The 13,623-nt window shown below is 65.6% G+C and carries 10 protein-coding genes; 5 read left to right on the top strand and 5 right to left on the bottom strand.

The features are described 5' to 3' along the window. Positions 1 to 47: 47 nt before the first annotated feature. Genes QTI24_RS18800 through QTI24_RS18790 form a run of 3 tightly spaced genes read left to right on the top strand, consistent with a single transcriptional unit; the run spans position 48 to position 3,710 of the window. A complete protein-coding gene (locus tag QTI24_RS18800) occupies positions 48 to 1,040 on the top strand; it encodes a Bug family tripartite tricarboxylate transporter substrate binding protein (protein WP_286602502.1) in 993 nt (330 codons plus the stop codon). Positions 1,041 to 1,063: 23 nt separating this feature from the next. After that, a complete protein-coding gene (locus tag QTI24_RS18795) occupies positions 1,064 to 2,692 on the top strand; it encodes a 3-(methylthio)propionyl-CoA ligase (protein ID WP_286602501.1) in 1,629 nt (542 codons plus the stop codon). A 4-nt stretch (positions 2,693 to 2,696) separates the two neighbouring features. Further along, positions 2,697 to 3,710, top strand: a complete 1,014-nt coding sequence (locus QTI24_RS18790; protein ID WP_286602499.1) for a YeiH family protein — start codon at positions 2,697 to 2,699, stop codon at positions 3,708 to 3,710. Between the two features lie 411 nt (positions 3,711 to 4,121). Here the strand turns inward: QTI24_RS18790 and QTI24_RS18785 are convergent, their stop codons facing one another. Next, positions 4,122 to 5,501: an FAD-binding oxidoreductase gene (locus QTI24_RS18785; protein WP_286602498.1), complete on the bottom strand. Its 1,380-nt coding sequence runs from the start codon at positions 5,499 to 5,501 to the stop codon at positions 4,122 to 4,124. Positions 5,502 to 6,262: 761 nt separating this feature from the next. Here QTI24_RS18785 and QTI24_RS18780 point away from each other — a divergent pair. Further along, positions 6,263 to 7,834, top strand: a complete 1,572-nt coding sequence (locus QTI24_RS18780; RefSeq protein WP_286602496.1) for a phospholipase D family protein — start codon at positions 6,263 to 6,265, stop codon at positions 7,832 to 7,834. Between the two features lie 816 nt (positions 7,835 to 8,650). Then, the gene (locus QTI24_RS18775; protein WP_286602493.1) at positions 8,651 to 8,959 is read left to right on the top strand and encodes a hypothetical protein; all 309 of its coding nucleotides are present in this window, start codon (positions 8,651 to 8,653) and stop codon (positions 8,957 to 8,959) included. Positions 8,960 to 9,465: 506 nt separating this feature from the next. On the opposite strand, the gene QTI24_RS18770 is transcribed toward QTI24_RS18775, so the two are convergent. The 4 genes from QTI24_RS18770 to QTI24_RS18755 are packed head-to-tail and all read right to left on the bottom strand — an operon-like array spanning position 9,466 to position 13,600. Then, complete coding sequence (locus QTI24_RS18770) at positions 9,466 to 9,903, bottom strand: ion channel (protein WP_286602491.1); 438 nt, start codon at positions 9,901 to 9,903, stop codon at positions 9,466 to 9,468. Between the two features lie 16 nt (positions 9,904 to 9,919). Further along, positions 9,920 to 10,969 carry a DUF2955 domain-containing protein gene (locus QTI24_RS18765; RefSeq protein ID WP_286602489.1) on the bottom strand — a complete coding sequence of 350 codons (1,050 nt, stop codon included), beginning with the start codon at positions 10,967 to 10,969 and terminating at the stop codon, positions 9,920 to 9,922. After that, positions 10,959 to 12,074 (bottom strand): HlyD family secretion protein, encoded by a 1,116-nt coding sequence (locus QTI24_RS18760; protein WP_286602487.1) that lies wholly within the window; start codon positions 12,072 to 12,074, stop codon positions 10,959 to 10,961. Before QTI24_RS18760 ends, QTI24_RS18765 begins: the two co-directional genes overlap by 11 nt. Continuing rightward, a complete protein-coding gene (locus QTI24_RS18755; RefSeq protein WP_286602485.1) occupies positions 12,071 to 13,600 on the bottom strand; it encodes an efflux transporter outer membrane subunit in 1,530 nt (509 codons plus the stop codon). The genes QTI24_RS18760 and QTI24_RS18755 overlap by 4 nt, the downstream gene beginning before the upstream one ends. Positions 13,601 to 13,623: the final 23 nt, after the last annotated feature.

The raw sequence follows: 13,623 nt of genomic DNA, 5'->3' as shown, positions 1-13,623 counted from the left end.
CCCGGCCCTGGCGATACGCACACCACATATCAATTCGGAGACACACGATGCAACAACTGAAGACTCCCCTGCGCCGCGCGATGCTCGGCGCCCTTGCGGCCGTGTCCCTGCTGGCGATGGCACCCACCGCGCTGGCCCAGGGCTGGCCCAGCAAGCCGATCCGCCTGGTCGTCGGCGCGCCAGCGGGCGGCACCGCCGACACCGTCGCGCGCACATTGGCCGAGGGGCTGACGCCACTGCTCGGCCAGCCGGTGATCGTCGACAACAAGGCCGGGGCCATGGGCGCCATCGGCACGCAGGACCTGCTGCAATCACCGCACGACGGCTACACCTTTATGGTCGGCGTCAACGGACTGGTCACTGAGATCCCGCACGTTGCGAAATCCCGCGTCGACATGTTCAGGGACGTTAAGCCGTTGGCCCAGCTCACCCAAACCGGCCTGCTGCTCGTCGGCACTCCGTCGCTGCCGGCATCGAACCTGCAGGAAGTCATCGCCTACGTGAAGGCCCATCCGGGCAAGGTGAGCTATGCCTCGTACAGCACCGGCTCGATGTCGCACACCATGGGGCGGGAGTTGAACAAGCTGGCCGGCCTGGACATGACCCATGTCGGCTACAAGGGCTCACCGCCCGCGCTGCAGGACGTGATGGGCGGCCATGTGGCGCTGATGTTCGACGGTCCGGCGACTTCCGTTCCGCTGATCAAGGCCGGCAAGCTGAAGGCCTTTGCCGTCGGCGCGCCCAAGCGGCTGGCCGCGCTGCCTGACGTGCCTACCTTCACTGAACTCGGCTACCCAAAGATCGGCGACGTCGCCTGGATGGGCCTGTGGACCACGCCCGACGTGCCATCTGATGTGCAAGCCAAGCTCCGCGAGGCCACGCTGAAGGTGTTGCAGCAGCCGAAGGTGATCGAGCGCTTCAAGGAACAGGGCCAGGACATCGGCCTGCCGCTGACGCCCGACGAGCTGTCGAAGTCGCTGCGTGCGGCGTCTGACAAACACGCCGCCAATCTGAAGGCCATCGGCTTCCAGCCTGAATGAACACGAATCAAGGAACACACATCATGAACGGACAGATGATGCAGCAGCCGCTGCTGATCTCCACCTTGCTGACGCATGCCGAACGCCACCACGGCGAACAGGAAATCGTCTCGCGATGCGTCGAAGGCGACATCCACCGCACCACCTATCGAGAGCTCGCCGCTCGGGCGCGGCGCGTGGCCAACGCGCTGGCGCAGCGCGGCGTCACATTCGGAGACCGCGTCGCCACGTTGGCGTGGAACGGGTACCGCCACATGGAGCTGTACTACGGCGTCTCGGGCTCGGGCGCAGTGCTGCACACGCTCAATCCGCGGCTGCACCCCGACCAGGTGGTGTGGATCGCCGACCACGCCGAAGACCAGGTGCTGTTCTTCGACCTGACCTTCCTGCCGCTCGTCGAGGCGATCGCGGGCCGCGTCAAGACCATCAAGGCCTTCGTCGCGATGACCGACCGCGCCCACATGCCGGCCTCGACCAAGATACCCGGCCTCCTGTGCTACGAGGAACTCCTGACCGACGCGAGCGACCGCTACGACTGGCCAAGCTTGGACGAGAACAGCGCCAGCTCGCTGTGCTACACCTCAGGCACCACCGGCAACCCGAAGGGCGTGCTGTACAGCCATCGCTCGACATTGCTGCACACCTACGCCGCGGCGCTGCCCGATGCCCTGAACTGCTCGGCGCGCGACTCCATCCTGCCCGTGGTGCCGATGTTCCATGTCAACGCCTGGGGCCTGCCCTATGTCGGTTGCGCAGTCGGCGCCAAGCTCGTCTACCCCGGTCCGTTCCTGGACGGCAAGAGCCTGTACGAGCTGTTCGAGGCCGAGGGCGTGACGATGTCGGCCGGCGTGCCCACCGTCTGGCAGGGCCTGCTCACGCACGTCGAGTCGAACGACCGGTCGTTCAGCACCATGCGCCGCACCGTGATCGGCGGCTCGGCCTGCCCGCCGGCCATGATGCGCGCCTTCCAGGAACGCCATGACGTGCAGGTGCTGCACGCCTGGGGCATGACAGAGGTGAGCCCACTGGGCACCGTCTGCACGCTCAAGCCGGCGCAGCTGGCGCTGGGCGACGAAGAACGGCTCGCGGTCCGGTCCAAGCAGGGGCGCGCCGTGTTCGGCGTGGATCTCAAGATCGTCGATGCCGACGGCAACGAACTGCCCTGGGACGGAAAGACCTCGGGCGAGCTGATGGTGCGCGGCCCCTGGATCGTCGCGAGCTACTTCAAAGGCGCCGGTGGCGACCCACTGGTGGACGGCTGGTTCCCGACCGGCGACGTCGCTGTCATCGACGCCGACGGCTTCATGCAGATCACCGACCGCGCCAAAGACGTCATCAAGTCCGGCGGCGAGTGGATCGGCTCGATCGACCTGGAGAACATCGCGATGGCACACCCTGCGGTGGGCATGGCCGCCTGCATTGCCGCATTCCATCCGAAGTGGGACGAGCGCCCGCTGCTGGTGGTGGTGAAGAAGCCTGGTGTCGAGGTCACGCGCGAGGAACTGCTGGCCTTCTACGACGGCAAGATCGCCAAGTGGTGGACGCCAGACGACGTGGTGTTCAGTGACACGATCCCGCTCGGCGCGACCGGCAAGATGCTCAAGCACCGCCTGCGCGAGCAGTTCAAGGACCACAAGCTGCCGACGGCCTGATGCCATGACCACCACACCCACGATCGGCGCGGTCCCCGGCCGCGTGCGCTTGCTGTTTCCGGGGGTGCTGGCCTGTGGCGTGGTCGCTGCGGCCTCGACCTTCCTCGCGGAGCACTATGGTGCGCCCGTGATGCTGTTCGCGCTGCTGCTGGGCATTGCGATGAACTTCCTCTCCGGCGAGGGCGCCTGCAAGCCGGGCATCGAATTCGCGGGCCGGACGCTGCTGCGCATCGGCGTCGCGCTGCTCGGGGTTCGGATCACCGTCGGCCAGGTCGTCGAGCTCGGATGGCAGCCGGTGGCAATCGTCGTGGTTTGCGTCGCGACGACGATCCTGTTGTCGATGCTGGCGGCGCGCCTGATGGGGTTTCAGACCCTGTTCGGCCTGCTCAGCGGCGGGGCCACCGCGATCTGCGGCGCTTCCGCGGCGATGGCGCTGGCCGCAGCGCTGCCGAACCATCCGCTGAAGGAGCGGGCGACGCTGTTCACCGTCGTCGGCGTGTCGGCGTTGTCGACGATGGCGATGATCGTCTACCCGATGATCGCGCAGGCCATGGGACTGGACCCGCGTGCCGCCGGGGTGTTTCTCGGCGCGACGATACATGACGTGGCCCAAGTGGTCGGTGCCGGCTACAGCATGTCGCAACGGACGGGCGACGTGGCCACCTTGGTCAAGTTGATGCGCGTGGCCATGCTGTTGCCGGTGATCGTCTTTGCGGTGATGTTGTCGCGCCGCCAATCCAGTCAAACGGGTGGCCGGCGCCCACCGCTCCTTCCGGGCTTCGTCATCGGCTTTGTGCTCCTGGTGGCGGTGAACAGCACGGGCTGGCTGCCGTCGGTCGTCGTCAAGGGCGGCAGCGATTTCTCGCGATGGTGCCTGGTGGCCGCCATCGCGGGCATCGGCATAAAGACTCAGTTGAAGGATCTGGTCACCGTCGGCCTCAAGCCCGTGATGCTGATGATGGGCGAGACGGTCTTGCTGGTCGTGCTGGCGCTTGCGTTGATGCAGTGGCTGGCCTGAGTCCTACGCGCTGATGCTCGAGGCTAGACGCCCAGTAGACGAGTAGGACGCGGTGCACCGTAAGCACGCGCACGCGGACAAGCAAGAGCAATTCCGGCCAATGTGGTCCAGGTTATGAAATTCCTCGCAGTCGCCCGTTGCCTTGGTTAGGCGCGACGTAGAGCGCCCGGAAGCCGACCTTTGCGTACCTCCGGTTGTGGGCCGCGAGTACCAGTTCGCGGTCGTGCTTGGTAGCTGACCTTCGCAGAGCGCGCTGCTGTCCAAGGGCGCCTATAGGCGGGTTTGGCAAACAGGCAGTCCCGGGCCGGGAGCCGTCGGTCGACGTTAGCGCCAGGAGCAGTCACTCGACGGCGCGCTCAACCCGAGGTGGACGATTCAGATGCCACCCCGCGTCGCGCGTCGACGACCGTGCTACGGCTGGATATTTTGGTTCATGTGGAACAGGTTGCCCGGGTCGTACTTGCGCTTGATCGACGCCAGCTTGTCGTAGTGCGGTCCGTAATTGTCCTTGACCCGGCCCTGGTCGTCCTCGGCCATGAAGTTGATGTAGCCGCCTGCTTGCGAGTGGGGCTCCAGGGCTTTGTAATAGTCCTTTACCCACTTCGTGTTCCTGGCGTTGTCAGCGGGATCCGGCCACATCCCAGCGATCACGGTCGCGAAGCTCGCGTCGCGATGGCCCCATGCGGTCGCGTCCGGCCTCACGCGGTGGCAGGCTCCGTTGATCGGGTAGATGTGCATCGTGGAGTTCACCACCGGCACCTGCGGCCCGAACCGGGCGTGGGCCTCGATCGCTCCATCCGTCAACTCGGTCGCGAATGAGGCCTTCCAGTAGTGCTGCAAGCCCGGAGGCAGCAGCGCATCGAAAAGGCCGTTGATCACGTAGTACGGCATCGGCGCGACCATCTCCGCAACGACCGGCGCCGCGCCGCGTATCTTCGCCATTTCCGCGTCCGCCTTGTCCATCGGCCCGGCCCAACACGAGACGATCGCAATGAACGTCTTGCCATGGTCCTCTGCTTTGATGAACGGCAGTGGCGGGGCAATCTGGAACGCTGGGAACAGCCCCATTTCCTCCGGTGCTTTCGCCACATAGTCGCGGTAGAACTGCAACACCTCGCGCACCTTCTCGATCGGAAAGAAGAAGATGCCTGCCGTAATGTCCTTGACCGGGTGCAGCTGGTACTCGAACGAGGTCACCACGCCGAAGTTCCCGCCTCCGCCGCGGATTGCCCAGAAGAGATCCTCGTTCTCCGCGACACTCGCCACGCGGAACTGTCCGTCCGCCGTTACGAGATCCGCCGAGAGCAGGTTGTCGAGCGATAGCCCGAACCCGCGCGTGAGGTAGCCGATGCCGCCGCCAAGCGTCAGCCCGGCGATGCCGGTCGAGCCGATGATTCCACCGGTCGTCGCCAAGCCGAACGGGTACGTCGCGTGATTGAAGTCGGCCCACAGGGTCCCGCCGCCTGCCCGCGCCGTCTTGCGATTCGGATCGATCCGCACGCCCTTCATCTGCGAGAGGTCGATCACGACGCCCCCTTCGCACGTCCCGAAGCCGGGAACGCTGTGCGACCCGCCGCGCACCGACAGATCGAGGCCGTTCTCGCGCGCATACTCGACGCCGGCCATCACGTCGCCAACGTCGACCGCACGGATCACGACCGAGGGCCGCCGATCGATCATTCCGTTGTAGACCTTGCGCGCCCCTTCGTAGCCGTCGTCGGTGGGAGTGATCACCTGCCCGCGAGCGCGCTCCCGAACACCGTCGATCGTCGGCTTGGCCATCGTTGTCATCGCCGCACCTCCGCTTCTGTTGCAAAACTCGGGCGAACAATATGCGCCCGATGAGAAGCCCAGTCAATGACGCAGGCTCGGGCCGTCGTGGCGCGCAATCTCTGCGAACACCCGCTGCTGCGCGGCGCAAGCCATGCACTACCCGGGCCATCCCGGTGCGCGGGACAGCGCGGCCGCCTGAAAGCAGAACGGCTGACTTGAATGTCGGATTCAAAGCGGGGCGAGCAGCCGCTACGGGGCCGCGAACTTGAGTTCGCCGCCGAACCCGGCAGGTACTCGAGGGCCTGGAACCCGTGCGGCAGTCGCTGGAGGCCCAAACTGCAAATTCAAATCGAGGGTGACCAAATGAGCAAGATGCAAGGCAGAGGCACGGCCGAACCAAGCCCACGACTCATGCCGTGTCTTTCCGCCCTCGTCGGCAGGACTATCGCGTTGCGGGGCTGGATTGACGCGAAGAAGGGATTGCGAGGCGGGCCCCGTCCATGCCGTAACCCAGGCTCTCGAAGGGTTCTAGGAAACACAGCGGCACGCCTTGCAGCAGCAGACTGCGCATCATCAGCTTGCCCGGCTCGTCCCAACACCCGGGCCAACACAGACGTGAATGATGTGAGTGGGGCATCATGAGGGACGACGCCCTCGTGGCCTAACGGCGAAAAGTTCCCTCTGCTCAAGTCCGACGCGTCCTAGACTAGAAGACGAAGATCTCGATCATCATGCGACTTCATCACCGCCCGCGTCATCGGACGCATCGACTCTCATGGATGCTGGCCCTGCAGCTTGGCCTCGTCCTCGGCGGCTGCGCCAGCCTGCCGGACCAGGTGAGCAAGACGGGATCCATCACCTTGGCCAACACCGACGACACGCGACTGGCCCGCGATGTGCGCAACGACATGGCGGCCCATCCGGCCAAGTCCGGCATCCATCCGCTGCAGAATGCCGAAGACGCTTTCGCGGCCCGCATCGTGCTGGCGCGGCGTGCGGAGCGCAGCCTCGACCTGCAGTACTACATCTGGCGCCGCGACACCACCGGCGAGCTGATGTTCGAGGCGGTCTGGCAGGCCGCCGAGCGCGGGGTGCGGATACGCCTGCTGCTCGACGATGCCAACACCAGCGGCCTGGACCCGACCCTGGCAGCGCTGAATGCGCATGCGAACATCGAGGTCCGCCTCTTCAACCCGTTCGCCAATCGCGGCTTCAGGGTCGGGGACTTCGCGCTCGATTTCTCGCGCCTCAACCGACGCATGCACAACAAATCCTTCACCGCCGACAACCAGGTGTCGATCGTCGGCGGACGCAACATCGGCGACGAGTACTTCGGCGCCAATATGGAGATCGGGTTCCAGGACCTGGACGTGCTTGTGGTCGGGCCGGTGGTGCAACAGGTCTCCGACCAATTCGACTTGTTCTGGAACAGCCCATCGGCCTATCCGGCATCGAGCCTGTTGCCCAGGTCGCGGCCCGGCGCCACCGAAATGCTTAGGCAGAGCTGGGAAAAGGTGCACAGCGACCCCCAGGCCCAACGCTACGTGGAGGCGGTACGGCGGACGCCACTGCTGGGCGAACTCGACCAGCATTCGGTGGGTTTTGAATGGACCAGCGCGCGCGTGCTGCACGACGACCCCGCCAAGGTGCTGGAGCCGACCGATCGCAGCGATCTGCAGATGCTGCCCCAGTTGCTCGCCCAGATGGGCCAGCCGAAGCTCGAGGTGGACCTCGTGTCACCCTACTTCGTGCCTGGCCGCAGGGGCACCGACGACCTGGTGAAGCTGGCACAGAGCGGTGTCAAGGTCAGGGTGCTGACCAATTCTCTCGCCGCGACCGACGTTGCGCCGGTCCACGCCGGCTATGCTAAGTACCGGAAAGAACTTCTTGAGGGTGGCGTCACGATCTACGAACTGAAGCCAGGTATTGGTGTGGCTGGTCCCGACAGGGATGCCGATTGGGACATCGACGCTGCGCGCAGGGGCCCGCCAGGCAGCGGCGGCAGCCAGGGGAGTTCGGCCGCGAGCCTGCACGCGAAGACCTTTGCCGTGGACCGCGAACGCATCTTCGTCGGTTCATTCAACCTCGATCCGCGCTCCTCGCGCCTCAACACCGAAATGGGCGTCGTCATTGACAGTCCGGTGCTGGCGGGCCAGCTCCACCAGATGTTTGAAACCCGCACCCCGCAAGATGCCTACCATGTGCAACTGACGCCGGACGGCAACGGCATGGAATGGGTCGAATCCGGCCCGCATGGGGCGACGCGGCACACTTTCGAGCCAGGCGCCAGTCCCTTGAAACTCCTGTACCTCGACTTGCTCGAAGCGTTGCCGATCGAATGGATGCTCTAGATTCGTTGACCAGATTGAGTCTGCATTGAGTCAAGCAGCACAGTCAGTCCAGAAAGCGCACTCGGCCCGACTCGAGTTCGTAGAACGCGCCGATCAGCTTCCATGCGGAGGCACTTGGTATCAGCCACAGGAATCCCAGTTCTTTGTGGTGAATCCACCTATTAGCCCGCCCCGGTTTTCGTTAGGTCCGGTTGACGTTGCGGCTGTAGCCTCAGTGTTTGTCAACTACTCCTCCGCGCCCTTTTCAATCAACGCTGCGCCGGTCAGGCCGAACATCACAACACCCATTCGCAGCCTCGAGCGGGCCCAGCAGCTTGCAGGGCTGGTCATGACCACATTCCCTAGCCCAGCGAACTGAAGTTCACTGCGGAGTGATACACCGCCTCGTACGACTCATCGAACTCGGGGTCGATTTGCTTTCGGTGTCCAAAGTGACGGTGCGCATCTCCACCAACGGTGCGGGGTCGGTTGGCTGAGTTGTTGATTTCGCGAGCATTGCTGTGCACTTCTTTGCGACGTATCGTCTGCGGCCCCCTGAACGGCGAAGGAGCGCGGCGATGCAAGGCTGGCAGACGTCCTACGAGGCCGAAGCAGCAGTACGCCGCTGGAGGGCGTGGGGCTTCACTGCACGCACCCCATGCCGCGTAGAAAGCATGCTCGTCATTCGCGAACCCGTCTGAGAGACCCCCGGCCTTGTGCATGAGGTCCTCCCGCGGGGAGCCCGTCATGCCAGTAGCAGCCTCACCCGCCGCCAAGTACGATTCCGGTGCTGATGCGCCTTTTCGACAACCGATGACAGCCAGGACGCCGCCCCTCATGAGCACCCGCGAATCCCGCACCATTGCCCGCAGCCGCAAGGCCGCCGCAGGCGCTGCTATCGGCATCGCCTTGTGCGCTGTCGCTGTCGGTTGCACGGGCAGGGACGATCGATATACGCTGTACCGTGACAGCGTGGTAGACCCCACCCGGCGCGTCCACGTCGCGACCTTTGACGCCGCCGACGGCGACGCAAACAACCGCGACAACTGCGAAGCGGCACGGGCGGTGTTTCAGGCCCACCCTGGTATTAGAACAAAGTTCTGGTGCGAGAAAGGACCCTTCAAGAAAACGGCGACGCGGCGCTAAGGACCGGAGCGCCCAGACCCAGACGAGCGCCGTGCGGGAACGCGGCGGCCAGGTTTGACCCCCTTGCCGACCATCGTGGCGGTTGGCAGTCCGGCGTATCCCCGCTGAGTCCCACCGTGTTAAATCGAGCGCGCACAGGGGAACTGGACCTTATCCGCAGGTCCCTGGTCCAGGCCCAGGTGAAGGAGGCACTACTAGCCGCAAGGCTCTCGCCATTTGATGACGGGGCATGCCGAAAGACTCGAGGCTGGCGGCCGCCACGCGCTAGCCCGTCGTTGGGCACCATTGCCCTCGTGGGCGGTGCCTCGGTCTGCAGGCAGACGATCACCTCGTTGTCCTTGTCGATGTAGCGGCTGGTGCGCGAGGATGCTGGAAGGAATCTGCGACACGTCCAGGATGCCTTTGTCCCGCTCCTCCGTCAGCGGGGGGCTGCAGCGTCTTCCACGAGCCCTTCGTGCGTTCGGTAGCCGGCGCGAAGAAGCGCCGTCGGTGGCGAACTGCACGACCTACTTCGCTCCTGCCCTTTCAGCCAGCGTCCTGACCATCTGCTGCAAGATCGCCATCAATGCGGCGCCGGTCAAGCCGAACATCAGCACGCCGTTGGCTGCCTCGAGCGGGCCCAGCAGCTTCCAGCGCTTGGTCATCACCACATCGCCGTAGCCCAGCGAACTGAAGTTGACTGCGGAGTGGTAGACGGCCTCGTACAACTCGCTGAACTCGCCGAGCAGGATGAACAGCAACCCCCAGATCATGATCTGGAGAAAGTTGCCCAGGATCAGCACGATCATTACGACCAGGAGCGAGCGGATCTGGACGAAGGGTCCCGGAATGAGAGCGTCGCGGTGCGGTCCGGAGTAGTAGCGAATGCTCCAGAACGTGAAGGCCGCCTGCAGCGCCAGGCACAGGAGGATGGTCGGCAGGCCGATCGCCAGATTGGTCAGCATGGTGCGATTCCTCCGCTCAGCCTTGCCTGAAGAACAGCGCATGGGATCTGGCGGTTCGCCAGTGTTCCAGCGCCCAGACCGTCACCCACGCGTAGAGCGCCACGGCGACGAACAGAGCCACGCGCGTGGCCGACGCCTTGAGCACATCTTTGCCGCCGGCACTGTCCTCGATGGCCGGTCCCAGCAGGAGCAGCACCGTCACCAGGGACTGGACCCAGAAAGATGGCGGAAACGCGCCGGGCCGGACCCGGAACAGCCGCGTCCCCACCCACAGCGCGGCCGCGGCCATCCACAGCATCAACATCCACAGGTTGGGTCGAAGCGCAAGGCCGAACCAGAGGCAGCCGGCGATTGCCGCGCCCATCAGCGTGGACCCCACAAGCTCCTGCCCGGCGGAACGGGTGCTGGTGGAGCCGGCCTGCTGGCCCAGCGCCACGGACTTCATGACGGCGGCGACGTAGAAGGAGGGATTGGTCAGCGCGAGCACGAAGACCGGCATGACGACCACGACGGCGCGCAAGGCAATCCAACTCGCAGACTCGCGTGTCGGAACCTCCGCTGCGGCCCTGCGGCCGGCGCGCACGGGAGGATCGGGGAAGAGCGCGTGCGAAATGCCGCTGACCAGCACGCCGATGCAAAGGCCTACCGCCAGGGTCGCGCCGATCTGCAGGGCCAGGGCCTGTTCCACCACCCCGACCACCGGGATCAGGGCGATCGCCATCACCAGGATCGTCGCCAGCGGATTGGCACTCCGCACGCCCGAATAGAACACCGCGTAGAGCAAGACACCGGTCAGCAGCACGCCGGTCAGCGCGTAGTTTTCGAGGACGGGAACCATCAGCACACCGGCCATCATCAGCACGGCAATGACGAGGGCGAGGACCATGCCCTTGAAGAGCGGAATCGGCGGACCCGGCTTGCACAGGATCAGCACGGCGACCACGCACACTGCGTAGGGCGCCTTCAGCGCCAGGCCGTAGGCGACCAGCACCGCGAGAACGAGACCGATGGCCAGCCGCAGCACGGCCTTGTCGGCCCGGCCCATCCGGCGCTTTTCAATGGACATAGGACAGCACGCTCATCATGTGGATGAAGGCCGTTCCCAGCCAGTTCATCAGTCCATGCTCGCCCGTATAGACCAGCACCTCGGCCTGCCCCCCGACCCGCACGGCGCGCAGCTGCTCACGCTCGGACGGATCGAACTCGATGGCGACCGGAAAGCGCTGCGCCTGCCGCAGCCAGTCGCGGCTGTTGTCGATCGTCGGCAGCGTCCCAGGCTGCGCGGGCTGCCCGCTGGCGACGCCGCTGCCGACGCTGCGCACCCTGCCCTTGAGCACCTTCCCTGGCATCGCGTCGAGCACGATCGCCACCGCGTCGCCGGGCTTGATGTTGCCGAGGTTGTTCTCGGTCATGTCCGCGCTGATCCAGAGGTCGTGAACGGTGACCAGCGTCATGAGCGGCGCGCCGGCCTGCACGAACTGCCCGACGTCGGTGCGCAGGTCAGTCACCAGGCCGCCAGCGGGTGCGCTGACGGCCGTGCGCTGCACGTCCAGCTCGGCCTTTTCGACGGCCGAGCGAGCACTGACCAGTTGCGCGTTCTTGTCGCCACTCTCGCCCGCAGCCTCCAAGGCTCGGATCAGGTCCACCTTGGCGGCCTGCTCCTGGCTGAGCGCCTTGACCCGGGCGGCCTGCGCGCTCTGGACCCGGCGCAGGGAAATCGCGCCAGGGTCTTCCGCAAAGATCTGCTCCAACCGTGTGGCATCCTGCTGCGCGTAGAGAGAGTTGGCTGTTGCCGCCCGCAGCCCGGCCTGGGCGGCATCCACCGAAGCCACCGACGCGTTGACCGAGCGCCGGACCGACTCGTAGTCGGACCGGCTGCGTTGCAGTGCGATCCGGTACTGCGTCGGGTCGACCTCGAAGAGCGGCTGTCCCGGCTGCACCCCGTCGTTGTTCTTGACGTGCACTTTGAGCACCCGGCCCGACACCTCCGCCGCCACCGGCACCACGAAGGCCTGCACCCGGGCCTGCGACGTGTAGGGCGTGAGGCGATCCGACACGAAATACCAGGCCAGGCTGGCGACGATGAGAACCAGCACGACGATCGCGCCGATGCGGGCGCCCTTGCCGGACTCCGGTGGTGGTTCCGCGGGTTGCTGGGTTTCTTCGCTCATGGTCTTGTCCGCTCCGGAGTGGGCAGCGCATCGGCGCCGGGCGGCGGCAGAGGCTCTGCCAGGAGGCCCTTCCAATCGCTGCGCCGACCCAGGGTCTCCTGCGTGGCATCGTCGAGCACGGGCCGGCTGCGGGCCGCCTCCCAGCCGCCACCCATGGCCTTGTAGATGGCGACCAGGCTCTGCGACTGGCTGCCACGGCTGGCGACCAGCTGGTCTTGCTCGGCGAAGAGCGTTCGCTGCGAATCGAGCACGCGCTGGAAGTCGACCAAGCCTTCGTTGTACTGCCGGTCGGCGATTTCCAGCGAACGCTTCGCGGCCGTCACCGCCTCGGCCAGCAGCGTGATCTGCTCCCCGGTCTTGCCAAAGGCGACCGACGCGTCATCGATCTCTCGGGCGGCCCGCAGCACCGTGTCCTGGTACTGCTCATAGAACTGCTGGAACCTCGCGTCCTGCAGCAGCACGGTGTTGGTCAGTCGGCCATGGTCGAACACGTTCCACACGAGCCTGGGTCCGATGACACCACTCAGGATCCGCGGCGACCCGTCGACCGATGTGGCCGAGAGGCCCACGGAGCCCAGCAGCGAAATCGAGGGATAGAGGTCCGCCACGCTCACGCCGATCAGCGCGGACTGCGCGGCCAGCTGCATTTCTGCCGCCCGCACGTCCGGACGGCGTCGCAGCAGTTCGGCCGGCATGTCGACGATGACGTCGAGGCCGGCCTGCGGAATGCGTTCCTTCCCTCGCTCCATCTCGGGCAAGGGGCCGGGCGGGCGGGCCAGCAGAATGCTCAAGGCGTTCTGCGTCTGGCGCAGGGCGATCTCCAGCTGGGGCACGGTCGCGAGCGTGCCCAGGTATTGGGCCCTGGCCTGCTGGACGTCCAGTTCGGACTCGTTGCCGCTCCTGAAATGCAACTCCGTGATCTGCAGGCTGCGCTTTTGCAATCCGGCGTTCTCGCGAGCGATCCGCAGCCGGAGTTCCACCGTACGGATCGAGGTGTAGAAGCCGGCGACCTGGGCCGCCATCAGCACCTGGATGTCGTCGTACTGGGCAATGCTGGCGAGATAGGCAGCGTCCGCCGACTCGATGCTGCGCCTGAACTTGCCCCAGAAGTCGATCTCCCAGCTCACGTTCAGCCCGGCACTGGCAGTCACCGCACTGGTGTCGCGTCCGCTCGAACGCTGCTCGCCCACGCCGAGCACTTCGCCGGTCGCCTGCTGCACCTGCGGATAGCGCGTGCTGTCGGCAATGCCGAGCTGGGCGCGCGCCTCCATGATGCGCATGCCGGCGATTCGCACGCTGGGATTGACGCGTTGGGCCTCGGCCACGAGCTGGTCGAGCACAGGATCGTTGAAGTTGCGCCACCACTCCTGCATCAACCCATTGCGCGGACGTCGCGGGTCGGCAGCGAGGGCTTCGAGAGAACCGCCGGACCAGCCGGACAGCCAGGGCACGCGCGGCCGCTCGAAATCGGGGCCCACCGTGGTGCACCCCCCGAGCATCGCGGCGGCGCCGGCCAAGGCCATCATTCGCACCCTCGATGTCTTCGAAG

This window comes from Variovorax sp. J22P240, assembly GCF_030316855.1.
Taxonomy (GTDB): Bacteria; Pseudomonadota; Gammaproteobacteria; order Burkholderiales; family Burkholderiaceae_C; genus Variovorax.
The sequence above is the reverse complement of the archived record's forward strand: the minus strand, read 5'-3'. Positions and strand labels throughout refer to the sequence as shown.

Excerpts from the sequence above, each read along its gene's own strand:
- QTI24_RS18800 (WP_286602502.1), top strand. The coding sequence starts at position 48 with ATGCAACAACTGAAGACTCCCCTGCGCCGCGCGATGCTCGGCGCCCTT.
- QTI24_RS18795 (WP_286602501.1), top strand. The coding sequence starts at position 1,064 with ATGAACGGACAGATGATGCAGCAGCCGCTGCTGATCTCCACCTTGCTG.
- QTI24_RS18790 (WP_286602499.1), top strand. The coding sequence starts at position 2,697 with ATGACCACCACACCCACGATCGGCGCGGTCCCCGGCCGCGTGCGCTTG.
- QTI24_RS18785 (WP_286602498.1), bottom strand. The coding sequence starts at position 5,501 with ATGACAACGATGGCCAAGCCGACGATCGACGGTGTTCGGGAGCGCGCT.
- QTI24_RS18780 (WP_286602496.1), top strand. The coding sequence starts at position 6,263 with ATGCTGGCCCTGCAGCTTGGCCTCGTCCTCGGCGGCTGCGCCAGCCTG.
- QTI24_RS18775 (WP_286602493.1), top strand. The coding sequence starts at position 8,651 with ATGAGCACCCGCGAATCCCGCACCATTGCCCGCAGCCGCAAGGCCGCC.
- QTI24_RS18770 (WP_286602491.1), bottom strand. The coding sequence starts at position 9,903 with ATGCTGACCAATCTGGCGATCGGCCTGCCGACCATCCTCCTGTGCCTG.
- QTI24_RS18765 (WP_286602489.1), bottom strand. The coding sequence starts at position 10,969 with ATGTCCATTGAAAAGCGCCGGATGGGCCGGGCCGACAAGGCCGTGCTG.
- QTI24_RS18760 (WP_286602487.1), bottom strand. The coding sequence starts at position 12,074 with ATGAGCGAAGAAACCCAGCAACCCGCGGAACCACCACCGGAGTCCGGC.
- QTI24_RS18755 (WP_286602485.1), bottom strand. The coding sequence starts at position 13,600 with ATGATGGCCTTGGCCGGCGCCGCCGCGATGCTCGGGGGGTGCACCACG.